We start from the raw sequence: 24,451 nt of genomic DNA on the forward strand, positions 1-24,451 counted from the left end.
TCTGCAGTGTTGCTGGTGTCTACTTGGTTTCGTCGGTGTCTTCGTCGACAACCTCGGCGTCGACGACGTTGTCGTCGGCTGCCTCGGCCTGGGTCGCGCCCTCGTTGGCCTGTGCCTCGTAGAGCACCTTGCCCAGCTCCTGCGACTCAGTGTTCAGCTTCTCGACGGCCGACTTCACCGCTTCAAGGTCATCTCCCTTGAGTGCTTCGTCGACGGCGTCGGCTGCCTCGGTGACGCGGGTCTTGAGGTCCTCCGGCAGCTTGTCGGCGTTGTCCTCCATGAACTTGCGCGTCTGGTAGGCGGCGGACTCTGCACCGTTGCGGGTTTCCTGCTCCTCGCGACGCTTCTTGTCCTCGTCGGCGTGTGCCTCGGCGTCCTTGATCATGCGGTCGATCTCCTCCTGGGACAGGCCGGAGCCGTCCTGGATCTTGATCGTGTTTTCCTTGCCGGTCGCCTTGTCCTTTGCGGAGACGGACACGATGCCGTTGGCGTCGATGTCGAAGGTGACCTCAATCTGCGGAACACCGCGCGGTGCCGGTGCGATGCCAGCCAGCTCGAAGGAGCCGAGCAGCTTGTTCGCGGAAGCCATCTCGCGCTCGCCCTGGAAGACCTGGATCTGCACGCTTGGCTGGTTGTCTTCAGCCGTGGTGAAGGTCTCGGAACGCTTCGTCGGGATGGTGGTGTTGCGCTCGATGAGCTTGGTCATCACGCCGCCCTTGGTCTCGATGCCGAGGGAGAGCGGGGTGACGTCGAGAAGCAGGACGTCCTTGACGTCGCCACGCAGGACACCTGCCTGCAGCGCCGCACCGAGTGCCACGACCTCGTCCGGGTTCACGGACTTGTTCGGCTCCTTGCCGCCGGTGAGCTCCTTGACCATGTCGGTCACGGCCGGCATACGAGTGGAACCACCGACCAGCACAACGTGGTCAATCTCGCCGACGGAGAGTCCAGCGTCCTTGATGACCTGGTTGAACGGCGCCTTGGTGCGGTCCAGCAGGTCAGAGGTGATCTTCTGGAACTCGGTGCGCGTCAGCGTCTCGTCGAGGAACAGTGGGTTCTTCTCGGCATCAACCGTGATGTATGGCAGGTTGATGGATGCCTGCTGGGAGGAAGACAGCTCGATCTTTGCCTTCTCAGCGGCCTCACGCAGGCGCTGCATCGCCATCTTGTCCTTGGACAGGTCGACGCCCTGTGCAGACTTGAACTTATCGACGAGCCACTCAACCACGCGGTTGTCCCAGTCGTCGCCACCGAGCTCGTTGTCACCCGCGGTTGCCAGGACCTCTACGACGCCGTCGCCGATCTCCAGCAGGGAGACGTCGAAGGTACCGCCACCAAGGTCGAAGACCAGGATGGTCTGCTCCTTGTCAGCCTTCTCCAGGCCGTATGCCAGTGCAGCTGCCGTCGGCTCGTTGACGATACGCAGGACGTTCAGACCTGCGATCTGGCCGGCTTCCTTCGTAGCCTGACGCTGTGCGTCCTCGAAGTAGGCAGGGACGGTAATGACGGCGTCGGTAACCTCCTCGCCGAGGTATGCCTCTGCGTCCCTCTTCAGCTTCTGCAGCGTACGTGCGGAAATCTCCTGCGGGGTGTACTTCTTGTCATCAATCTCGACCGTCCAGTCTTCGCCCATGTGACGCTTAACGGAGCGGATCGTGCGGTCAACGTTGGTGACCGCCTGGTTCTTCGCGGACTGGCCAACCAGCACCTCGCCGTTCTTCGCAAACGCGACGACAGACGGGGTGGTGCGCGAACCCTCAGCGTTCGCGATAACTACCGGCTCTCCGCCTTCAAGGACAGAGACAACCGAGTTTGTCGTACCAAGGTCAATACCTACTGCGCGTCCCATTTCTACATTTCCTCCTGTGTTTGTCGAAGTCATTTCTGAAGTTAATCCGAAGTTGAATCGCCTCGACTCAACTTGACGGGAACCACTGTAGCAGAAGCTCCGCCAACCTTGAGCCTGTCACGCTCAATCCTTACAACATGCAATCCAGAAAGTTATTCCCACTCGACTCAACTTTTCCTAATCTTGCAGTCCAGGGGGTGTAAATAAGTTATGTCGGAGAGGTCTGGCACAATGTCTTGGTATGAACAACGAAGTTGAACCACAGGAGGAAACACAGCCCACCGCGGCCGACGCCGCGCAGGAGCTTTCCTCAGAAAATGTTGACCGCAGCACGGTCATCGCCTCCGACGGGCGCACCGCGGCAGCTTGGGCGGCGAGATTCATCATCATCGTCGCCGCCACCGCCATCCTGCTGTACCTGCTGAAGTACGTCTGGATGGGACTGCTGCCGATCTTCCTAGCGCTCATCGTGTGCACGGTGCTGTGGCCGCCAGTGGACTGGCTGCGCAAGAAGAAAGCGCCGCCTGCGCTCGCTGCGGCCGGCGTGCTCGTGGGGGCGTTCGCCATCATCGGCGGCATTTTCGCCGCGATGGCCCCGACCGTTCGCACCCAGGGCACCCAGCTCGTCGACCAGGCGCAGCAGGGTATTGACCAGATCACGCACTGGCTGCGCGACAACGTCGATAACGAGCTCATCGATCCAACCAAGGTTCAAGAGGTCATCGACCAGGTCACGAACGTCCTGCGAGGCCAGGCCTCCAACATCGCGTCTGGTGTGTTCTCAGGCCTCGGGGCGATCGCGTCCGTCGGCACCACCTTGGCGCTGACCCTGATCCTCACCTTCTTCTTCCTGAAGGACGGCTCAAAGTTCCTGCCGTGGCTCAAGGGTTACGTCGGCGTGCGCGCCGGTTGGCACCTCACCGAGGTCTGCATGCGTTCCTGGAACACGCTGTCCGGCTTCATCCGCACGCAGGCGGTCGTCTCGGCTGTCGACGCCATCTTCATCGGCCTCGGCCTGCTCCTACTCGGCGTGCCACTGTGGCCGGTCCTGGCAGTGATCACGTTCTTCGCGGGCTTCGTCCCCATCATCGGTGCGGTCACGGCGGGCGCGTTGGCGGTGATCATCGCGCTGGTCTCCAACGGCCTGACCAACGCCATCCTGGTGCTCGTGCTCATCATCGTGGTGCAGCAGCTGGAGAGCAACATCCTCCAGCCGATCCTGCAGTCCCAGGCAATGGGCCTGCACGCAGCGATCGTGCTGCTCTCCGTGGCGCTCGGCGGCACGCTGTTCGGCATCGTCGGCGCGTTCCTCGCGGTGCCGGTCGCCGCGGTCCTCGCTGTCTGGTTCCGCTACTGGGCAGAGATGGTCTCGCTCCGAACTGGCGAAGTCACCCCCGACGAGGTCCAAATGGCCACCCAACAGAGCCAGACGTTGGACTCCAAGGAGGCCTTCAACGCCGTGCGCGAACACATGGCACAAATGGGCAGGCGCTCCAAGAACTAAGCACGTAGCGCTATATTGTTAAGATAACTAGCCTCAAAAACCGAAAGGACATATTTCTATGAGTCTGCGCGTCGCTGTCGTAGGTGCCGGGCCAGCCGGTATCTACGCATCCGATCTGCTCATCCGCAATCAGGAGCACGAGATCCACGTCGACCTGTTTGAGCAGATGCCTGCGCCGTTCGGCCTCATCCGCTACGGTGTCGCCCCGGACCACCCGCGCATCAAGGGCATCGTCAAGTCGCTGCACAACGTGATGGACAAGCCGAACCTGCGCTTCCTGGGCAACATCACCGTCGGCCGCGACATCACCATTGATGAGCTGCGCGAGTACTACGACGCCATCATCATCTCCGCCGGCGCTGTCCGCGACCGTGAGTTCCTCGTCCCAGGTGGCGACAAGTCGATCGGCGCCGGCGAGTTTGTCGGCTTCTACGATGGCAACCCGCGCTTCGAGCGCTCCTGGAACCTGGAGGCGCGCGAGGTCGCGGTGGTGGGCGTCGGCAATGTGGCGCTGGATATCTCCCGAATCCTGGCGAAGACCGGCGACGAACTGCTGGTCACTGAGATCCCGGACAACGTCTACGAGTCCCTGAAGAACAACAAGGCCGAGGTCATCCACATGTTCGGCCGCCGCGGGCCGGCGCAGGCGAAGTTCACGCCGAAGGAGCTACGCGAGCTCGACGAGTCCGACACCATCCAGGTGCTCGTCGACCCTGAAGACATTGATTACGACGGTCCCTCCGAGGAACTGCGCCGCGCCGACAAGTCCATCGACCTGAACTGCCAGGTCCTGGAGCAGTACGCGATGCGCGAGCCGGATGATGCCCCGCACAAGATCCACATTCACTTCTTCGAGTCCCCAGTCGAGGTGCTCACCGAGGGCGACGACATCGTCGGCATCCGCACCGAGCGCACCGAGTTCGACGGCGAGGGCGGGCTGCGAGGCACCGGCAAGTTCACCGACTGGCCAGTCCAGCAGGTCTACCACGCAATCGGCTACCGCTCCGAGCCTGTCGAGGGCGTCCCGTTCGACCTTGAGCGCCACGTCATCCCGAACGACGGCGGCCACGTCCTCGGCGAGGACGGCTTCGAGGACTCCCTCTACGTCACCGGCTGGATCAAGCGCGGCCCGGTCGGCCTGATCGGCAACACGAAGTCGGACGCGAAGGAAACGACCGACATGCTCATCGCCGACGCAGACGCCGGCAAACTCACCGCCCCGGTCCACGAGGACCCGGACGCGATCCTCGGCCTGCTCGACGAGCGCAGCATCGACTACACCACCTGGGACGGCTGGTACCGCCTGGATGAAGCAGAGCGCAAGCTCGGCGAGGAATGCGCCACCCACAGCCGCGAGCGCAAGAAGATCGTCGAGTGGGACGAAATGGTCTCCTACGCACACCACAAGCAGTAAGCTGCTGGCTATGCGCCAGTTTTTGAAGAAGATCGCCGCCGCCTGCGTGGGCGTCGCCACCGCCGCCGCCCTGCTTGCCCCCGTCGCCGACGCGCGACCGGTGGTGAACCAAGGTGACCGAGTCCGCCTCGATATGGGGCTCGCTTACGGCATTTGCACCGTTGGCTACGTGGACCATGCGCGCAACCAGATCGCCATCGCGCGGCACTGCGTGAAATTCCCGTTCCAGCAGGTCCTTGACGGCAGCGGCCGACGCATCGGTACGGTGATCTCCTTCCCCGGCTGGCTCGTTTCCGCCGACGGCCCCAACGACTTCGCCTACGTCACCCTCTCCGGCGCTACCGCCGGCGCCAACCGGTTCTCCGGCAACGCGAAAGTCCACCCCAACGCGGTGCGCCCGGGCGAACGCGTCTGCTCCTACGGCGCCACTACGCGCCGCGAGTTCTGCGGGCACGTCACTGGGGTGCGCGGCAACATGATCGCCACCTCCATCGCCGGGCCTCGCCACGGTGACTCCGGCGGCCCCATCTGGATCCCGGGCCGCGGCTTCGTCGCCGTCACCTCCGGCGGGGTATGGAAAGACAAGAAGTACTGGATGACCGGCTCCTACCCGGAGCTGTATTTCGGACCCGAACTGCTGTCTCCTGTTTCTATGGACCTTGACCAGCCAACGACGTCGTCAAACTCCACTCTTGGCTGGTACGCGCGGCAGCTGCGATAAGTTCGCCTAAAGTTTACTTTGGTGTTACCGACCGTGCACGTGCGCACATTATGGTGATACGTTGGCCCACACCTTGGGCCCTTTTTGGCGAGAGTTTTTTCGACGACAGGAAGCGCTTCATCATATGAGCATGGACACCGCGACAACGACGTTCACGCACCACCCCGACGGAGCAGACGCAGGTAAGAAAGACCCACTGGGTTTCCTGCCGTTCGGTGGCCCCTTCAAGACTTTCGTGGACTGGATGTCCGTCGTCGTCGCGGTGTGGCTGCTACTCAACGCGGTGAGCATGATCGGCGCCGGCTTCCAGATGGCCGCCGGTGACCGCGCCGAGGAACTCTTCTCGTTTGCGCAGAACCCGTTCGTGGGCTTGGGCATCGGTATCCTCGCCACGGCGATCATGCAGTCCTCCTCCACCACCACATCGATTACCGTCGGCATGGTTGCGGGTGGCCTGCCCATCGAAATCGCCATCCCGATGCTCTTCGGCGCCAACCTGGGCACCACCGTCACCGCAACCCTCGTCGCGCTCGGTCTTTCGGGCAACAAGGAGCAGTTCCGCCGCGCCTTCGCAATGGCCACGGTGCACGACTTCTTCAACCTGATCGCCCTGGCCATCTTCATGCCGCTCGAGCTCGCCACCGGCTTCCTGCAGAAAACCTCGGGCGCGATCGCGCACTACACCAGCGGTGGATCCGGCGGCATCCTCAACACAATCTTCAGCGGCATCGGCGACTTTGTCGACGCCATCACCGAACCACTCGTCTCCCTCGCCGAAACCGCCGTCAGCCCGCTGAGCCACGTGTGGGGCGGCATCATCCTCTCGATTGGCGGCATCGCCCTGATCATGGTGGTCATCGGGTTCATCGGCAACATGCTCGGCACGCTGCTGGTCGGCCGGGCGCAGGAGTTCCTGCACGCGGCACTCGGCAAGGGCACCCTCTCCGGTGTGCTTTCCGGCGCCGTCATCACCACGGCGGTACAGTCCTCCTCCACCACCACGTCGCTGACGGTGCCGCTGGCGGCGTCGGGCAAGTTCCACATGCGGGACCTGTTCCCGTTCGTGGTCGGCGCCAACATCGGTACCACGGTGACCGGGTTGATCGCGGCGTTTTCCGCGCCGCCCGAGGTTGCCGAGGTCGCCATGCAGACCGCCCTGGTACACACCCTCTTCAACACCTTCGCAGCCATCATCATTATGTCGGTGCCGTTCCTGCGCGCACTTCCCCCGAAGGGTGCCGAGTGGCTCGCCGGCCTCGCCGATAAGAACAAGGTGTACATCTTTATCTGGGTCGGCAGCGTGTTCTTCGCGCTGCCGCTGCTGGCGATCTTCATTACCAACTGGGTGTCCTAGGGGCTGACAAAACCCAAACTGTAGTAACAGGAATGTAGTAATCCCCAATTGGGAGCGCGGACATTTCGTTGGAGTGTTGAGGGCTGGAAGGTATTCCGATGCCCGCAAAGTTCCCCGACACCGTCCGCGAGTCCGCGGTCGACAAGTACTTCGAAGGCATGACCACCCCCGAGGTCTGCGACTGGGTAGCACACGTTACCGGCCGACGCCCCGCAGCAGGCTCGGTGAAAAACTGGATTACTGACAGACGCAACGGCTACATCCGATCTGATGGTCCCCCAACCGCGGAGGCGATCGCCAAAGCCGTCGCGCGCAGACTGACCTCCACGAAGTCACTGCGCCGGATCGCGGCGGAGTTCCAGGTGTCATTTCACTCGGTAGGCAGGTGGACGCGTGAATTATGGCCTGACGAAGAAGAACGCAACGACGCAGCGTCGATGACGTTCGATGCGGCATATCAAGCCACAATGAAACGCGTGAGTTATAACCGCAAAACCAAACGAGCCCGCAAACACCAACGAACCACCATCAACCGCAACACTGCGACACCGCCACGCCCGGTTGATGAGTGGTTGCCCGGGCCTGGCCCAATACCTGACTTGGATGCTTTGCCGGATGATCCGGAAGTGTTGAAAAAGATGCTGGCTGATGAACGTGACCGCCAAGCAGTCAAAGACGCGATTATTGAAGTACTCATGGGTGGTGAGACGCAGGGAAAAGTCACCGTCCGTGACGGTGTACTCACGACAGCGGCGAAGGCCGCCGTCGTTGTTGCCATCACGGACGCCCGCGGTGTCTCTATCAAGAAAGCGTGTCAGCTTGTTGGTATTGCCGAGTCAACGTTTTATCACCACCAGGGCAAGCATCAGCGTGTGCTGGCCCGGCGTAGTGCGCGTCGTGAGCAGTACAAACCGATGATCCTGCAAGCAGTTGCCGAGTCGAATCAAAGCTATGGGTATCGGCGTATCCATGCCTGGCTGAAAGCTCGAGGACATCGGGTATCGGAAAAGATCGTGCGTGAGTTAATGGGTGAACTTGCATGCAGGCCACCGGCGAAGCAGTCAACGAAGTACTCGTCCTACACCGGTGAGACCGCCCACAGTCCAGCAAACCTCCTGTTGGTCAAACCCCGCACCACTGCGTGTGCATGTCACGACACCGCACAGCAGCCAACGCCTGAAGTCATCGAGCTATCTGAGCACTTTCGCACCCACGCTGATGCCAAGGGATTAATCCATGATTTTCATGCTGATACACCGTGGGAAAAAATCGGTACCGATGTCACAGAAATCCACTGCCCAGACGGCAAACTCTATCTGTCTGCCGCTATTGACTTCTATGACGGAATGCCCATTGCGGTGACCATGTCGACATCACCGAATCATGATCTGGTCGCAGACATGATCGCGCGTATTGATGCGGTAAAACCTGACGGGGTGCAGCCAATTATCCATTCTGACCGGGGTGGACTCTACCGCAGCACTAAGTGGGTGAAGTTGATTACCGATCACACGCATAACCGCCTGGACTGTCCGAAGTGTCAGGAAGGCAAGTGGTGTCGGGCCAGGTGGCGCTACATCCCGTCACTATCCAGGAAGGGCACCAGTGGTGATAACGCGCGCACAGAAGGGTTCTTCGGCACGATGAAACAAGAACTACTCAAAGGCAGGGCGCATACGTCGCAGATGACAGTTGCGCAGATGCGCGAGTATATTGAGTCCTACATTGACTTCTATATCCATACAAGGTTGAAGTCGACACTTGGTGATGGTTATACGACCATCGCTGAGCATAGACAGGCACTGAGTGCATAACTACGAGACAAAGTCCCTCGTGATGCACTCCAACAAAACATCCGCAGCCCCATTGCCCCAAAAAAGCGGATTACTACATTCCTGTTACTACACTTTGCAGTTCTAGGACAGTCCGCACCAGCCAAGTATGCTTAGGAGCTATGACCATGCCTCAACCGAATCCGAATTTCCAATTCAACTACCGCATCGGCGATACCGACCGCAATGACGCGGTGACGGCATTGTCGGTAGCGTTCGGTGAGGGCCGCCTGAGCATGGATGAGTTCGATAGGCGGTGTGCGGCTGTCGCGAAAGCGGAGTACTCGCCGGATTTGATGGCGTTGTTCCAGGATTTGCCGCAGAAGCCGGGCCAGTGTCAGGTGCCGGCGCAGCAGGTCCAGAACTCCCCGGTGTACACGGGTGAGGACATTGAGCTGGCCCGCAGGAGGGGTCGCAATGTGCGCGGCGGGCTGATGGGCTTGTCGACGATCGCCAGCCTCGCATTCATCGTCGTCTTTTCCGAGATGGGCGAGAACTTCCTGGCCGTACTGTCGCTGCTCATCATCCCAACCGTGTTTATCCTGCTGTACGTGATGAAGGTCGGGCCGGACAGCTGGTACTCCCCGTCGGTGCGGCAGATTCAGCGTGCGCAGCGCCAGGCGGTCAAGATGCAGCAGTTGGAGTTGCAGTCGCGGCAGGCGGCGGAGATCGCGATGCGGAAGCAGCTGCAGCGCCAGCAGATGGACCAGCTGAAGAACGATGCGTTGAATATCGCGCAGCAGACGATGCACCGGTTCAACAAACGCGGGTAGGTTCGGGCGCTAGTATTGGCACATGGCCAACAAGAAGCAATCAGAAGCATCAGAAGACAAGAGCCCGCAACACACGCCTTTCAAGCGGCACCGGCACTTTGATCAGGCCGAGAAGCTGAAGAACGTGTTTTATGACATTCGCGGCCCGGTGAGCGCGACTGCGGAGGAGATGGAACGCGACGGCCACACCATCTTGAAGCTGAACACGGGCAATCCGGCCGTGTTCGGGTTTGAGGCGCCGGATGTGATCATGCGCGACATGATTGCCAATTTGCCGACGTCGCAGGGCTACACCACGTCGAAAGGCATCATTTCGGCGCGGCGTGCGATTGTGACGCGCTACGAGATGATTCCGGACTTCCCGGCGTTCGACATCGACGATGTGTACCTGGGCAACGGTGTCTCGGAGCTGATCAGCATGGTCACGCAGGCCTCCCTGAACGAGGGTGATGAGATTCTCATTCCGACGCCGGACTACCCGCTGTGGACGGCGGCGTCGACACTTGCGGGTGGCAAGGTGGTGCACTACAAGTGCGACGAGGAGGACGACTGGAACCCCTCGCTGGAGGATATCCGCTCCAAGGTCACCAGCAAGACGAAAGCGATCGTGTTGATCAACCCAAACAACCCGACGGGTGCGGTGTACTCGCGGGAGACGCTCGAGGGCATCGCGAACATCGCACGCGAGCACGAGCTGATGATCTTCGCCGACGAGATCTACGACCGCATCCTTTACGACGGCGCCCAGCACATCTCCATGGCGGAGGTTGCCCCGGACGTGATCACCCTGACGTTCAACGGCTTGTCGAAGGCGTACCGGGTGTGCGGGTACCGCGCTGGCTGGATGGTGATTACGGGGCCGCGTCGCCGGGCGAAGGGCCTCATCGAGGGGCTGGACCTGCTGTCCGGCACGCGCCTGTGCGCGAACGTGCCTGGCCAGCACGCGATCCAGGTGGCCCTGGGTGGACGCCAGTCGATTTATGAGCTCACTGCGGATGGCGGCCGCCTGCACAAGCAGCGTAACGTCGCCGTGCGCAAGCTCCGCGAGATCCCGGGCATCTCCGTTGTGGAGCCGAAGGGCGCCCTGTACGCCTTCCCGAAGATCGACACGGAGATGTACCAGATCCACGACGACGAGCGCTTCATGCTGGATCTGCTCAAGAGCGAGAAGATCCTCATGGTGCAGGGCACCGGCTTCAACTACCCCACCCCGGATCACTTCCGCGTGGTCACGCTGCCGTGGGCGTCACAGCTGGAGAACGCCATCGAGCGCCTCGGCAACTTCCTTTCGGATTACCACCAGCACTAGCGGATGACTCGCCACCCCGCCTTGTGCCAGGTGGGGATATCGAGGGCGTTGCGGGCGTCGATAATTACTCGCTTGTCGACGCCCACCAGCGGCTCCAGGAACGCATCCCACTCGGTCGCCAGAATGCAGAGGTCCGCGCCTGCGGTGGCCTGCGCGAGCGTGCCGGGAAAGTCAAGGTCGGGGTAGGCGGCGCGGGCGTTGTCGAGGGCCTTCGGGTCGTGGACGCGCACGTGCGCGCCGGCATCATGGAGGCGCTGCGCGACGTCGAGGGCGGGCGAGTCCCGGATGTCATCCGAGTTCGGTTTGAACGCCGCACCCAGCACAGCGATGGTGCGCCCCTCCAGCGTGCCGAGCTCCCGCCGCGCCAGGTCCACGACGCGGGCGCGACGGCCCTGGTTGATGGCGTCGACCTCCCGGAGGAAGCGCAGCGAGTCTCCCGCGCCGAGTTCTTCGGCGCGCGCGATGAACGCACGGACGTCCTTCGGCAGGCAGCCTCCGCCGAAGCCGAGCCCGGCGTTCAGGAACTGGCGGCCGATGCGCGCGTCCAACCCGATCGCGTCCGCAAGCTGGGTGACGTCCGCGCCTGCGGCGTCGCACACCTCCGCGACCGCGTTGATGAAGGAAATCTTCGTGGCCAAAAACGCGTTCGCCGCTACCTTGACCAGCTCAGCGGTCGGAAGGTCCGTCACCAACATTGGTGAGCCCTGCTCAATAGGAGTGGCGTACACCTCCCGCAGCACCTGCTCCGCGCACCCATTCGGGCGCTGCCCCACCACGATCCGGTCCGGCGCCAACGTGTCGCTCACCGCGTGGCCCTCGCGCAAAAACTCCGGGTTCCACGCCACCTCCACCGCATCCGGGAGGCGCTCCTGCAGGCGGCGCGCCGTGCCCACCGGCACCGTCGACTTGCCCACCACCAGGTGCTCCCCCTCAAGGATTGCGGAGAGGTGGGAGGTGGCGTCGTCAAGAAATGAAGTGTCCGCGGCGAGCCCACCGGAAACCTGCGGCGTGCCGACGGCCAAAAAATGCACCCTCGCGAACCCCGCTACCTCGCGCAGATCGGTGGTGAAGCGCAGCCGACCCGACGCCGTGTGGCGCTTGAGTAGTTCATCGAGGCTGGGCTCGAAAAACGGCGCACTCCCCGACTGCAGGGCCGCAACCTTGCGCGCATCCGTGTCCACCGCCAGTACCTCGTGGCCCAGCTCAGCCATGCACGCAGCGTGTGTCGCCCCCAAATACCCCGCGCCGACCACCGACAATCGCATACGCGAGGCCTCCTACCGGAAGTTCAAGTACGCCTTCGACGGCGTCGGACCCCGCTGCCCCTGATACTTCGAGCCCAACGCGCCACTGCCGTACGGCACCTCCGCAGGCGAGGTCATCGCGAACAACGCCAACTGGCCGACCTTCATCTCGGGCCACAGCACGATCGGCAAATTCGCCACATTCGACAGCTCAAGCGTGATGTAACCCGAGAACCCCGGATCGATGAACCCGGCCGTCGAGTGCGTCAACAGGCCAAGCCTACCCAGGGAGCTCTTGCCCTCCAGACGCCCAGCCAAATCCGACGGCAACGTAAACTTCTCCAACGTCGACGCCAACACAAACTCACCCGGGTGCAGCACAAACCCCTCACCCTCGGGGACCTCCACCAGCGTGGTCAGATTCGGCATCTCCTCACGCGGATCAATGTGGGTATAGCGCGAGTTATTAAACACGCGGAAGAACCGATCCAAACGCACATCTACCGAAGACGGCTGCACCAACGCAGCGTCATACGGTGCAATACCGAGGCGTCCCGAATCAACAGCGTCACGAATGTCATGGTCTGAAAGAAGCACGGCGCCCAGTCTAGCCTGCTTTGACGCGGGGGCTACACTAGGCGACATGCATCGAATTATCTCAACCTTTCTATTGACCGCGGCGCTCGCCAGTACGCCAGTGGCCTCCGCCGCCACGACCGACACCAGCGACATCTTTAACGACGCCTCTTGCGTCCCCGCCGCCGACAAAACCACACCCGTGTTGTACGTGCACGGCACCGCCGGCAACACCGAAAACTGGGCCCAAAACGCCGTCGCCCTCAAAGCCGCAGGCTACTGCGTGTGGGGCTTCAACTACGGCCGTGGCAGCGGACTACCATCTCTCTTCCCTGGCTCCTACGGCAACGCCGACATCAACAGCTCCGCGCGCGAACTCGCGCGCAACGTCGAACGCGTCAAGGAAGCAACCGGCTCCGACCAGGTCGACCTGGTCGCACACTCCCAAGGCGGACTGCTGGTAAAGAAGTACATCGCCGAACTCGGCGGCGGCGACAACGTCCGCCGCGCAGTCACCGTCGGCGCTACCTTCCACGGCACCGATCTCAACGGCGCCGGCCGATTCCTCTCCCCCATCGCCCGCGCACTCCCACGCCTCGCGGCGTTCCTCGTCGGACCAGGCGCACTCCAACAGCTCAACGACTCCCCCGAGATCCAGGCCCTCAACGCACTCCCCGACACCCAAGCCGGCATCGTGTACACCTCGCTCTACTCACCATCCGACGTCACCGCCACCCCAAACAGCACCTCAATCCTGCAAACTGTCGACGGAGCGGACGTCGTCAACATCAACATCGAAGCATCCTGCCCGAACTCCGGCCGAGTCCTGCACCCCAACATGCAGTCCGACCTCACCGTCGCAGCCCTCACCCGGTGGGGCCTCGAGCGCACCGCCGACGACCGCACCCCCAACCAGCGCGCCTGCTCACTCAGCGCACTCCCGGACGAGGCCAGCGCCGACCGCTAGCGTTTGGTAAAGCAGCAGCGCGGTGCTAAAATTACGCACTGCTGCATTACATGCGCTGCCGGCGTAGTTTAGTGGTAGAACATCAGCTTCCCAAGCTGAGAGTGCGGGTTCGATTCCCGTCGCCGGCTCCACTATGACGTCGAAAATGATAAGTAGGCGTTTGCGTTAGCGCGTACGCCCCAAGGGGGTTAAGAAAATCGCTTGCGTTAGCGAGTGTATAGCGCATTAGCTCTGACCTGCGGAAGCGCTTTCCTCTCTTTCGGCTGAGCGAGCGTTTGCGTTAGCAGGCGTTGATCTGGTCAAGGCGGACGCTATGGTCGGCGACCTCGGTAACGAGTTCAGCGTCGTGGGTGATGACAATGACGACGGCACCAGTGTCAGCGAGTTTACGCATTACTCGGGAAATCGCGACAAGGTGCTTGTAGCCAACACCGGACGTGGGTTCGTCGAAGATGTAAACTTTCTTGTTCGCAGCAAGCGCTGTAGCAATAACCAGGCGTTGGCGCTGCCCGCCAGAGAGTGCTTGGGGATGGTCAGCCTCGTGGTCGGCAAGGTCGAGTTCTTCAAGGATCGCGTGGGCATCGATGTGTTGCTTTTCGGCTTTGGTCGTGCCGAGCGTGACTTCGTCGATGACGGTATCTGAGAACAACTGTCGGGTAGGGTCTTGCATCACAAGGTAGGCGTCACGGCTGGGGAATTTTTGTCCATTGAGTGTGATGGATGCGTGTTTGGCTTTTTCTAGTCCGCAAACAATGCGTGCCAGGGTTGATTTCCCTGAACCGCACGGGCCGAGGAGCGCTGTGATTTTCCCTGCCGGAAAGAGCGCATGGTCGACGTTGAGAACCGTTTTCCCCTGCCGGTAGGCGAAGGTGAGGTTGTCGATCGTGAGCCCCTCCCCTGCCGGTTCCGGAAGTTGTGGCATAGACACAGTCACTAGGGATCGCAGTCCAAGCTGTTTGCGCTCCTCATCCGAGGTAGCGTAGAACTCTTCGCCGGTTGCGGTGAGGGCGATCTTGCCTTTGTCGAAGCAGTAGACACGGTCAGCGATCCCGGAAAGAAAACTTAGCCGGTGTTCAGCAATGATGATCGTGTGTCCATCAGCTTTGAGCCTGGCGATGAGTGTGGCGAGTTGGCCGATAAGATCAGCTGATAGGTTCGCGGTCGGCTCGTCAAAGACGATCAACGACGTGTTGTTGCACATGGCGACGGCGCAGGCCACGCGTTGCATCTGCCCGCCCGACAGCTGTGTGACGCGGGATTCCAACAGGTCGGCGATACCTAACTCGGCTGCAACCTCGTCAATGCGGGCACAGATCTCCTGCGGGGCGCGGCCGAGATTTTCTGGGCCGAAGGCGAGTTCTTGGCGCACGTGAGTGGTGTAGAACTGGGTGCGTGGGTTTTGAAACACTGTCGAACAGTGGTGGGCAAGCTCTGATAGATCTACTCGTGCCACGTCAATGTCGTCGACTGTGACGCTTCCGGTAAGGTCGCCGTCGTGAAAGTGCGGGATGAGCCCGTTAAACAGCCGTAGCGCGGTGGTTTTCCCCGATCCCGATGCGCCACACAGCAAGGTGACGGTTCCAGGTGTGATGGTGATGGTTGCGTCAGTGATTGAGGGGTGGTCTGCTCCTCGATAGGTGAAGGTGACGCCGGTGGCTTGGGTTATTGTCATAGGACGATTCTCCATATCGCGAAGCCGATAACGACGAGCAGAATGACTGCGTCGATCACACGGAATTTCACGACCGTGACTGAGGTGGGCTTTGCGGTTCCGCCCAGTCCTCGCACGAGGGCAGCAGATGCCAGTTCGTCCCCGCTGCGTACCACGGTCGATAGCAGCGGGATTGTGAAGTACTGGGCCGCGCGCAGGGAAAACGCAGACATGCCGCGTAGTTTCATCGCATCTGAGATCGCTTTAACCTCGTGGCCGATCACGGGCAGCACCCGTAAGGCAACCGAGATTGGGATCGTGAAACAGGTCGGGATCCGTGAGCTGACGAGTGCTTTTTGCAAGGTGGCGGGTCGGATTACACCGATCGCGTATGCGCCCATGCCTGCGCTGACACTGAATCGCCACATCCACTGCAAAAACAGCATGAGGAACGCGCTGACCGTTGACTTCCACACCAGTGGTATCACGAAGACGAGCCCGCCGAGGACCGCAAACGTGGCCAGGTAGACGGCCACCCAGCTCGGGCGCACGAGCGTGTTGGGGTTGATCGCAGCGCTCGCCAGCATCACGGCGGCGAATCCGCCCAGAGCACACACGAACCACGGCGAGTAGGCACTGTAGATCGTGGTGGAGACGATGACGAGCGCTACGATAATCGTGCGCGGGTCGGGAAGTTTAGACAAGACCGGCCCGTTCAAAGTGCTTACGCGCCACCCTGGTTCCCAACAGACCAGCAAGCCAGCCCACGATGAGCATCACAACGAAGAAGCCCAACAGAATCGGAATCGTGACAACCTGCGCCATCTTCGCGGCATACTCGGCGCCCATTTGTTCGGCGATCTGCGACATATATGCGTCTTGGTCCATAAATAGCGGCATCCACGGGGAAACATAGATCGGCAGAATAAACAGTGCGTATGCCAGCGGAACGCGAACCTTCACGCTCTTCGGCCCCTTGGTAATGACTAGGTCGGCGAGCAGGCCGAATACAGCGGCCACCGCGATTCCCCCTACCCAGTGGCCGGTCACGAAGAAGAGGATTTCGATGATAATCAGCATGATTGTCAATGCCCCCATCTTCGGAGTGCGTGCCGTGAACAGCGCAAAGACGATGCCGTTAACGAGAATAGAAAGCAAGAAGCCGGCATACATGGCGGCGGGGATGAACCCGAGCATTCCGAATGCAAACACGATGACGAACATCAAGGCGGTGAAGACGCCAATGTTGATGAAGTCGCGCGTGTTGAGGCGCGAGGATGTAGGCGTAGACATAGTTTTTCCTTTCATGTGCTTATACGTGCTGTGTTTAGACGAGTTGCCATCCAGCTGCGTTGATGCGTTCTTGCCAGAAATCGCGGTATTGACCCGGCTGGTTGACCAGCTCGTCGTGGCACCCGCGCTGGGCGATACGCCCATCGTGGGAGAGCACAATGATTTGGTCAGCTTGGCGAATGGTTTCAAGTTTGTGGGCGATGACAATTAGTGTGGAGTGCTTACGCAGCTCGTTCATCGCCGCAACAATGTTGGCTTCATTTTCCGCGTCCAACGCGCTGGTGGCCTCATCGAACAGCACGATCGGGGCTTTCTTCACCAAGGCGCGAGCGATGGACACTCGTTGGCGTTCCCCACCTGACAGTGCACGCCCGCCAGCACCCGCCAATGAATTCCAGCCGTCTGGGAGGCGGTTGACAATTTCCGTCACGCCCGACAGCTCAGCGGCCCACCTGATTTCTTCATCAGTAGCTTCGGGATTGCCAAGGCGAATGTTGGCTTCGAGAGTGTCGTTGAATAAGTAGACGTCTTGGAAGACCAGAGATATCTGGCGCATCAAATCTTCGGTGGTCTGCTCGCGCACGTCCACTCCGCCAACGCGCACGCTGCCGGACTGCACATCCCAGAAACGTGCAACCATCCGGGCGATCGTCGTCTTCCCGCACCCAGATGGACCAACCAGGGCACACATGCCGCCTTGCGGGACATGGAAGGACATATCGTGCAGCACCGGGGTGTCCGGATCGTAGCTGAAGGTGACGTCCTCGAAACGAACATCACCAGGTGCCCTCACTGGTGTAGAGGCATCGGGTTCGGACAGTTCGGGGGCATCCATGACCTTGTCGACGTGGTTCATCTGCTGGCGGCGTTCTTCCAGCCCGGTCATGCAGCCACCGATGTCTTGGAGCATGGTGGTGAACCGCAGGCACATGCCGATTGTGACCACGGCGTTCAGCGCATTCATTTGCCCGCCGAGGGCGAGTTGGGCGGTCAGCCAGATCATTATCACGACAAGGGCTTGGACGAACATTCCATTAATCAGGTTCGCTAATGTTTCGATCCACAATGCTTTGCGGCTTTTGCGGTCAGCCTGTTTGAATGCCCGATCAAGGGCCGGGTAGTCGTCGGCGACATGGCAGGAGCGCAGCGCGCCTTGGCAGGTGGCGAATTCGACCATGCGAGCCGCCAATTCTGACTCAGCTGGTTCGGAAACCTGCTTACCTTTATCAAGAAGCACGCGGGAGATATGGAGGAAGGCGAGCATGATCGGGAACGCGATCGTCAAGGTCAGTCCCAGCCGCCAATCCCAGAACCAGGTTCCCACAGTGATCACCAGCACGGCTGAGAGTTTTTGGACGAGGGAGAAAATGAAGTGCGCCGCCGACTCGCCCAAGTTCATCATTTCCTGGGTGACCATGCGCGACAGTCGGCCAGAGCTACCCGAATCGAACACTCCCAACGGTAGGCGGGCTACTTTGTTACCTATTGCGTGGTGGACGTCGTGAATGAACCCGAGCGCGCCAATATAGCCGGTGCGCATGCCATAAAACTCGGTGCCTACACCCGCTACCGAGATCACCGCCAAGGCGATGAGCCAGCCCCAAAACGATAACCCCCACACCGGCATTCCGGTCGCTAGGGCACTTGCTGCGGGAAGCAGAATCAGCAGGGCAAAGCCGTGACACAGTCCTGAGACCGCACCCCACGCTTGACCGACCGAGAGGTCACGCCACGAGGCGGGTTCCATCAAACGCTTAAAGCGTGGCAGCAATAGTTGATTCATCGTGTCATCTCCTCACATGCACCTTGGGCAAGAAGTGCCTGATAGTGCGCATTACCCAACAGCTCGTCGTGTTTACCGACCACAGCAATGCGCCCGCGTTCCATGACGACAATCTGATCCGCGCCCCTGATCGACGCCAACCGGTGGGCGATCACAATCACGGTTCTGCCTTTGGCAAGAGTCGAGAGAGCTTGTTGAATTTTCGATTCCGATTCCGGGTCCGCCATCGCCGTCGCCTCGTCCAGCACCAACACTGGGGCATCAACCATGAGCGCCCGGGCGATCGCGATACGGGCTGCCTGCCCGCCCGAAACGTGGGTGTCCTCCCCCAACACGGTGTCGTAACCATCTGGCAGGCTCATGATGAACTCGTCGATCTGCGCGGCTCTCGCCGCCTGTCGCACCTGATCCAAGGTTGCGTCTGGCGCGCCCAGGGCAATGTTGTTGTGGATGGTGTCGCGAATAAGCTGTGCATCTTGCAAGACGAACGCGACCGTCGAATACAACAAATCCTGGGAAATGCTCTTTAGATCAACCCCGCCGATAGTGATCGTGCCAGCGTCCGGGTCATCGAAGCGGGCAATTAAACTCGCCAACGTCGACTTCCCCGCACCCGACGGGCCAACCAGCGCGGTCACCGTGCCTGCCGGAATGCTCAGGCTCACCTCGTCTAATGCCTGGGTGTCGTCATAGGCATACGACACACCCCGAATCTCGATATCATGACCGTGTGGTGTCTGTGGCGCATCGGGCTGACTCAACGCTGGTAGCTCCATGACGTTCACCAGCCTCACTGCGGCAGACCCTGCGAGCTGGTACGACCAGGCGATGGTTGCGACTGCCATCAACGCTCCCGGCAGCACCAAGGCGATCAACGTCGTCGTTATCACCTCGTAGATGCTCACCCAACCGGCGTTCATCATCAACGCGCCACCGCCAAGGTTCACGATCAACAACACCGGGATCGACACCCACGAAAATGAGGCGACCGACATCGACACCAGCGGCATACACCACGCCCGGTAGAACTTAGAAAACTCGTTAGCCGCATCTAAATAGGCTTTATGTGCTTGGCCGACCTTGCCGAATGCTTTCACCACTGAGATACCGGCAACGAACTCGGCCATCGTTGCCGAAACCTGAGCGAGCTTGGTGTCCATTTGTGCGGTCTTCTCATTCATCCCACGCATCGACATGCCATACATGCCCACATAAATCGGAATCGTCGCAATCGACAGCAGAGCGAGCCGCCAATCCACCACAAACGCATACACCAACAAGGCGAGCGGGGATACGATCGCGTTCAGTTTCTCAATCGGCCCGTGCGCGATCACTGTATGCACCGTGGCCGTATCATCCTGAATGGTCTTGCGGATCTTCCCCTCACCCTCGCGGGTAAACCACGACAGCGGAGCAGTCGACATTCGGGCGGCAATTTGCCGACGCATCTGATTACGCAACGACAGGTCAATAAAATGCGTCACGCCCAATGCAACAAAATATAAGGTCAACCGGGCCATGTATGCGCTGACGAGGAGCATGACGATCCAGTTCACCCGCGCCGGGTCCACCTGGTCTTGCATAAGTTCTCTGCCAAGCTCCACCAGAGCCACATACGGGGCAATAGCCAACACGCCTGAGAGAAAAGCCAAAACCTGCGCGATAAACAGTTTGCCTTTCACCGGCTGCGATAGCTGACGGATCGCGTTCTGGCCAGCGACAGATTTTTCCTTCGCGGACCCATACTCACCGTCAACAACCTGATCCGTTACACTATCGTTCACGTAAACACCATCCTTATTAGGTAAGTCTAACCTTACTCGCTTTCTGGGAGGTGTACCTAACCGTGCACATCAACCGATACGAGCATCACCCTTTCAAGGCCATGCTTACCTGTTCACCGGTGCGGAATACCAACCGGATCGTATCCTCGTCTACGATGGCGTGGTCAATGAGTGCGCTCCACTCTACATCTGTAAGAACGAAGGCTCTTGGGCTGGAAGTTTGCTGCGCCCGCGAAATGGGTTCGCACCGATCAAGCACTTCAGGACTGTCCAACACGAACTTGAAGCAAGTCCATCTACTGCTCAAGAGTACGAAACACTCACAGAGTTAATTCTCGAAACGCTCAATCAAGCCGGTATTGAAACACTCCGTGCCCTCCAACCACTAGCTGAAAGCGATGACACCCCCTAACCAGATACCCGCTAACGCAAGCCCACCCGCAGATCCCCTTGGCTTCAAACGGACGCCACCCCCAGTGGGCGTTACAGCGATGACTGCCGGATCGCCGAACCTCCAGCGAAGTAGCGAGCAGTCTCAAAAACAGCTAAATCCCAGCTCAACAAGGGTTTAGTGGCTCATGCGGCTTTTATCATTTTCGACGTCTAAGCCTCCACTAACACCCCTTTTGCAGGGGTGTTTACGTTTGCCGTTTTTGAGGTGGGCGGAGACGCGAGTGACAAAAGACGCAACCCGGAAAAATTTGGTCGCCATAACCGCAGGCCATAAAAGGGCTAGACGTCAAGAGGTGCGTCTTTTGTCACTGAAGCGAAAGGGAAGAAGCCAAGAACAGAGACCCTACCCGCAGCGGACGATGGGCTGCGGGTCGTAGACCGTGGTGGTGGTTTCGCGGCTGAGTTCGTTGCCGTCGAGGTCGGTGATCACGCGGGTGTCGGAGGTGGTGAAGCCGGGGGCGCCGCCGGATGGGGCGCAGTCGGGGCCGGTGACGGTGCGGGGTTGCGGCTGGGTGTAGGCCCAGCGTCCACCGTTGATGGACTGCACGTTGACGGTCTTGACACCAAGGAGACTGACGGTGATGTTGCCGCCGCCGTAGTTGGTGACGATTTTGACGGGGTGGTTGCTGTCGTTGCGGAAGGCGAGGTCGATGGCGCCTTCGTAGACGGTGGCTTCGCGCCCGGCTGGGTAGCGGGAGATGTAGTAGGAGTGCGGGGTGGAGGCAACGTCGGTCATGCCGGCGAAGTAGGCGGCGTTGTAGAGGGTGGTGGCGAACTGGGAGATTCCGCCGCCGACGGCGGTGCCGCCGCGGCCGTTGATGATGATGCCGGATTCGACGTAACCCTGGGCGGTGCCGCGGGGGCCGGTGTAGCCGTTGAGGGAGAACGTTTCGCCAGGGTTGACGATCGCACCGTTGACGGTGTTGGCAACGATGCGGATGTTCTCGCCGGAGGCGCCGGAAAATCCGCCGGTGGTGAAGGAGCCGACGGTGTCGTTGAAGGTGGCTTGTTCGGCGTCGGCGGTGGTGAAGGTGGCGGGGACGTCTTTGTAGGTGGCGTCCCAGGTGCGGTCGGCGTTGTGGAGGAGGCGGTCGTCGAAGCCTTTGAAGGTGGTGTCCCAGTCGACGCTGATGCCGTCGACGGAGGGTTCGATGCCGCCGCTGGTGAGCACGCGGGCGTTCTTGGCCTCGACCTCGGACTCTTGCAGCTGCTCGCCGAGGATCGCGCCGGCTGCCTTATGGTCGACGACGGGCTTCAGGGCCTCGTCGAAGTGGAGGATTTCGCCGATGCGTTCCTTCGGGATCACGGCTGTGACGTTCTCGCGGCCGTTGACGGTGAGTGGGCCGGAGAGGGCGCGGTGGACCGGGCCGTCCATCGCTTCCTTCAGAGCGGAAGCGCCGATGCGCGGCGCTATTGGTTGCGGCTCAACGGTGACGCCATCGGGGTTGAGCCAGTGGGCGGTCAGCTGTGTGCGCAGCGCGTCGGCGGGCACGTCCTGGCCGTCTTCGGGGGTACGTTCGCGGGCGGTGCCACCCTCGAGGGTGATGGCGGCGTCGACGGGGTCGCGGTGCAGTTCTTTCTGTAGGCGGGTGATTTCGGGGGCGAGTTTCGCGTCGTCGACGCTGGGAACGACGGCCACTTCGTGCTCTCGGATCAGGCCGCTGAGGCGCTCAATCGGGCTTGCGGACTGCAGCCCGGCCGCCTCAATGGTCGCCACGTAGTCGATGCCGAGCCCGGCGCGCTGTGGCACCACTTCGGCGCGCTCTGGCCCGGAAGTGACGGTGATGGGGCGTGAGGGGGCGTCGCCAAGTTGGGCTTTGAGCTCGGCTTCTGCTTCCTGCGGGGTGAGTCCGCCGATGGCGACGCCGCCGACGGTGGTGCCGCGCGGCACGTGGCCGCGGTTGAGCGCCAGGTCGGCGAGGTAGATGGCCAGCAGCACCGCGAGCACGCCCACGGAGAAGCCGATGAAGATCTTTGTTGCCCTATTCACCCGCCCCAGGGTAATCGAGTGTGGGCTATAACCCAACGTCAATGAGTTGTTGTTGGACGCGGGTCGCGGCCTCGTTGATGCGGGACTCGGGGATTTCTCCCTTTTCGACGCCCGCTACGACACCATCGATGATCCGCCCGATGTCGTGGCCGGAGGACCAGAGGGCTTGGTCGGCACCTGCGCTGATGGCGAGGCGGACCGCCTCGGGCGTGGGGGCGTATTCGAGGATGCCGCGCATGCCGGAGAGGTCGTCGGTGACGGCGACGCCTTCGAAGGGGACGCCGCCGGGGTAGTCGCCTTCGCGCAGGATACGGTAGGCCTCCGGGTTGAGGCTGCTGGGCACGCCTTCGGCACCGAGGCCGGGCACGATCATGTGGCCGACCATGACGCTGGCGCGTGGGAAGCGCTGCAGGAGCTCGCCGTAGGGGACCAAGTCGAAGGTGTGCAGGTCCCCGATGGGTGGCGTGGTGGCGAGCTTCTTGTGGGTGTCGCCGGAGGCGCGGCCGTGTCCTGGGAAGTGTTTGAAGGTGGGGGTGACGCCGGCGTCGATAAGGCCTTGGGAGAAGAGCCCGGCAATGCGGGTGACTTCGGCGGGGTCGCGGTGGAAGGCGCGGTCCCCGATGATGGGCAAGTCGGCGGCGTCGATGTCGACGACGGGGGCGTAGTCCACATTGATGCCGTGGGCGCGAAGCGAGCGGCCGATGTCGTAGCCGGTGCCCTGGATCACCGCGGGTGTGCCGGCGGCGAGGCGACCGGGCGCAGGAAAGTCCCCGAGGATGTCGGTGTGGCGCTGGACGCGGCCGCCCTCAAAGTCGATGGCGACGGTGAACCCGCGCGGGTACTGCTCGCGCAGCGCATTGATGTCGCGGCCGGGGTCGTCGAGAAGTTTGGGGTCGGCCCAGCTGGGGATGATAAGCCCGCCAACACCCTGGTCCAGGGCCGCGCGGGCCTGGTCGTAGTTCTTTACCCCGACGACCATGAGGGAGGCCACGCGCAGGCGCAGATCCTCCGGGACGCGCTGCTGGGCAGGCGTTTTGGGGACAATCTCGGTGATCGGCACCGTGTCGGTGGGCAGGAGTGGGATGTGGTTGTGGAGCGGAGTGGGCGTCGTCACGGGTTGTGGGGCTGGCTCGGGTGCGCACCCGGCGAGCACGACGACGAGCCCCGCCGTCGCCGCGGCGGACCCCCATACACGTCTGGTACGCTTTTGCACATGTCAAACCGTACTACCTTGCCTTCCGTTGTGGCTAGCGCCGTCGTCGGTGTTGTGCTCGGCGTGGTGGGCGTGATTGGGGTAGCGGCGTTCTCCGGGCAGAATTCCGTGCCGGTGTCCAACGCCGTCCCGGCAGACGAGGCCGTGCTTGGCGGCCCGGAATATGGCGCGCGCTAAACTCCGCAGCTGCACTCCCCACCTGGTCGCGTGGGCCTTCATCGCGCTGATTGTGTGGGCGCAGGCGCCGGGGCAGATCGCCGCGGACACCAAGTTTGACCTCACTACGAACCCGGCCGGGTTCCTCGCGCAGGCGCTGCACGCCTACACGGACCGATTCACGCTCGGGCAGTTGCAGAACCAGGCGTACGGCTACCTCTTCCCCCAGGGCGCGTTCTTCCTGCTGCCGCTGCCCGCCTGGGTGCTGCAGCGCTGCTGGTGGACGCTCCTGGTCGGCCTGGCGTTCTCCGGGACGTACGCGCTAGCCAGGCGGCTGGGCATGCGCGGGGTGGCGGGCCCCGCGGTGGCCGGGGCGCTCTACGCGTTCAGCCCGCGCATCCTCACCACGCTGACCGCCATCTCCCTCTCTCTTCTACACACCCTAATGGGTATAAAAGACAAGGGTACCCAACCGCGCCCCACCACCGCGAACCGCATCACCCCTTCCAAGCCATGCTTACCCTTTTCCCCGCGGGGGATACCCACCCGGTCGCATCCCCTCCTCTCATGGCCTGGGCCATGACG

Annotated in this window: 20 protein-coding genes and 1 tRNA gene; 11 read left to right on the plus strand and 10 right to left on the minus strand. The window is 61.4% G+C overall.

Translation table 11 applies throughout. The features are described from left to right. Positions 1-19: 19 nt before the first annotated feature. Positions 20-1,849: a molecular chaperone DnaK gene (dnaK, locus tag BQ4436_RS04225; RefSeq protein WP_070479595.1), complete on the minus strand. Its 1,830-nt coding sequence runs from the start codon at positions 1,847-1,849 to the stop codon at positions 20-22. A gap of 241 nt (positions 1,850-2,090) precedes the next feature. Here dnaK and BQ4436_RS04230 point away from each other — a divergent pair, with 241 nt between their 5' ends. The 7 genes from BQ4436_RS04230 to BQ4436_RS04260 all read left to right on the plus strand — a co-directional run bounded on the left by BQ4436_RS04230 (position 2,091) and on the right by BQ4436_RS04260 (position 10,756). Next, the gene (locus BQ4436_RS04230) at positions 2,091-3,353 is read left to right on the plus strand and encodes an AI-2E family transporter (protein ID WP_070479596.1); all 1,263 of its coding nucleotides are present in this window, start codon (positions 2,091-2,093) and stop codon (positions 3,351-3,353) included. 58 nt (positions 3,354-3,411) lie between these two features. Then, positions 3,412-4,767, plus strand: coding sequence for an FAD-dependent oxidoreductase (locus BQ4436_RS04235; protein ID WP_070975608.1), 1,356 nt, complete (start codon positions 3,412-3,414; stop codon positions 4,765-4,767). Between the two features lie 10 nt (positions 4,768-4,777). Next, complete coding sequence (locus BQ4436_RS04240; RefSeq protein ID WP_070975609.1) at positions 4,778-5,488, plus strand: chymotrypsin family serine protease; 711 nt, start codon at positions 4,778-4,780, stop codon at positions 5,486-5,488. 130 nt (positions 5,489-5,618) lie between these two features. Further along, on the plus strand, positions 5,619-6,842 hold the full coding sequence (locus BQ4436_RS04245) for a Na/Pi symporter (protein ID WP_255366117.1): 1,224 nt from the start codon (positions 5,619-5,621) through the stop codon (positions 6,840-6,842). Between the two features lie 98 nt (positions 6,843-6,940). Beyond that, entirely contained in the window at positions 6,941-8,656 is a 1,716-nt protein-coding gene (locus BQ4436_RS04250) for an IS3 family transposase (protein WP_070975207.1), read from the plus strand. A gap of 140 nt (positions 8,657-8,796) precedes the next feature. After that, positions 8,797-9,447 (plus strand): DUF1707 SHOCT-like domain-containing protein, encoded by a 651-nt coding sequence (locus BQ4436_RS04255; RefSeq protein ID WP_255366118.1) that lies wholly within the window; start codon positions 8,797-8,799, stop codon positions 9,445-9,447. A 22-nt stretch (positions 9,448-9,469) separates the two neighbouring features. Then, a complete protein-coding gene (locus BQ4436_RS04260; protein WP_070975610.1) occupies positions 9,470-10,756 on the plus strand; it encodes a pyridoxal phosphate-dependent aminotransferase in 1,287 nt (428 codons plus the stop codon). Here BQ4436_RS04260 and BQ4436_RS04265 read toward each other — a convergent pair. Next, positions 10,753-12,021: a UDP-glucose dehydrogenase family protein gene (locus tag BQ4436_RS04265; protein WP_083329427.1), complete on the minus strand. Its 1,269-nt coding sequence runs from the start codon at positions 12,019-12,021 to the stop codon at positions 10,753-10,755. The genes BQ4436_RS04260 and BQ4436_RS04265 overlap by 4 nt on opposite strands. A gap of 12 nt (positions 12,022-12,033) precedes the next feature. Continuing rightward, positions 12,034-12,597 carry a dCTP deaminase gene (gene dcd, locus BQ4436_RS04270; protein WP_070361805.1) on the minus strand — a complete coding sequence of 188 codons (564 nt, stop codon included), beginning with the start codon at positions 12,595-12,597 and terminating at the stop codon, positions 12,034-12,036. A 46-nt stretch (positions 12,598-12,643) separates the two neighbouring features. Between dcd and BQ4436_RS04275 the strand changes: the two genes are divergently transcribed. Together BQ4436_RS04275 and BQ4436_RS04280 are read left to right on the plus strand one after the other, a co-directional pair. Next, positions 12,644-13,543, plus strand: a complete 900-nt coding sequence (locus BQ4436_RS04275) for a lipase family alpha/beta hydrolase (protein ID WP_070975611.1) — start codon at positions 12,644-12,646, stop codon at positions 13,541-13,543. Positions 13,544-13,600: 57 nt separating this feature from the next. Continuing rightward, a tRNA-Gly gene (locus tag BQ4436_RS04280) sits at positions 13,601-13,674 on the plus strand. 149 nt (positions 13,675-13,823) lie between these two features. Here the strand turns inward: BQ4436_RS04280 and BQ4436_RS04285 are convergent. The 7 genes from BQ4436_RS04285 to BQ4436_RS04315 form a co-directional block, all read right to left on the minus strand. After that, the gene (locus BQ4436_RS04285; RefSeq protein ID WP_070975612.1) at positions 13,824-15,215 is read right to left on the minus strand and encodes an ABC transporter ATP-binding protein; all 1,392 of its coding nucleotides are present in this window, start codon (positions 15,213-15,215) and stop codon (positions 13,824-13,826) included. Continuing rightward, on the minus strand, positions 15,212-15,898 hold the full coding sequence (locus BQ4436_RS04290; RefSeq protein WP_070361802.1) for an energy-coupling factor transporter transmembrane component T family protein: 687 nt from the start codon (positions 15,896-15,898) through the stop codon (positions 15,212-15,214). The genes BQ4436_RS04285 and BQ4436_RS04290 overlap by 4 nt, the downstream gene beginning before the upstream one ends. After that, the gene (locus BQ4436_RS04295; RefSeq protein ID WP_070361801.1) at positions 15,891-16,487 is read right to left on the minus strand and encodes an MptD family putative ECF transporter S component; all 597 of its coding nucleotides are present in this window, start codon (positions 16,485-16,487) and stop codon (positions 15,891-15,893) included. Before BQ4436_RS04295 ends, BQ4436_RS04290 begins: the two co-directional genes overlap by 8 nt. Before the next feature lie 34 nt (positions 16,488-16,521). Then, positions 16,522-18,270, minus strand: a complete 1,749-nt coding sequence (locus BQ4436_RS04300; protein WP_070975613.1) for an ABC transporter ATP-binding protein — start codon at positions 18,268-18,270, stop codon at positions 16,522-16,524. Then, entirely contained in the window at positions 18,267-20,054 is a 1,788-nt protein-coding gene (locus tag BQ4436_RS04305; protein WP_070361799.1) for an ABC transporter ATP-binding protein, read from the minus strand. Before BQ4436_RS04305 ends, BQ4436_RS04300 begins: the two co-directional genes overlap by 4 nt. Positions 20,055-20,850: 796 nt before the next feature. Then, complete coding sequence (locus tag BQ4436_RS04310; protein WP_255366119.1) at positions 20,851-22,497, minus strand: VanW family protein; 1,647 nt, start codon at positions 22,495-22,497, stop codon at positions 20,851-20,853. A 25-nt stretch (positions 22,498-22,522) separates the two neighbouring features. Then, complete coding sequence (locus BQ4436_RS04315; RefSeq protein WP_070975614.1) at positions 22,523-23,710, minus strand: glycoside hydrolase family 3 N-terminal domain-containing protein; 1,188 nt, start codon at positions 23,708-23,710, stop codon at positions 22,523-22,525. Here BQ4436_RS04315 and BQ4436_RS11595 point away from each other — a divergent pair, their 5' ends adjacent. Both BQ4436_RS11595 and BQ4436_RS04320 read left to right on the plus strand, forming a co-directional pair. Continuing rightward, positions 23,711-23,887 (plus strand): DUF2613 family protein, encoded by a 177-nt coding sequence (locus BQ4436_RS11595; protein WP_071565697.1) that lies wholly within the window; start codon positions 23,711-23,713, stop codon positions 23,885-23,887. Further along, complete coding sequence (locus BQ4436_RS04320; RefSeq protein ID WP_070975615.1) at positions 23,874-24,449, plus strand: alpha-(1->3)-arabinofuranosyltransferase domain-containing protein; 576 nt, start codon at positions 23,874-23,876, stop codon at positions 24,447-24,449. The genes BQ4436_RS11595 and BQ4436_RS04320 overlap by 14 nt, the downstream gene beginning before the upstream one ends. Positions 24,450-24,451: the final 2 nt, after the last annotated feature.

This window comes from Corynebacterium sp. MC3 (assembly GCF_900099485.1).
In the GTDB taxonomy this organism is placed as follows: Bacteria; Actinomycetota; Actinomycetes; order Mycobacteriales; family Mycobacteriaceae; genus Corynebacterium; species Corynebacterium pseudogenitalium.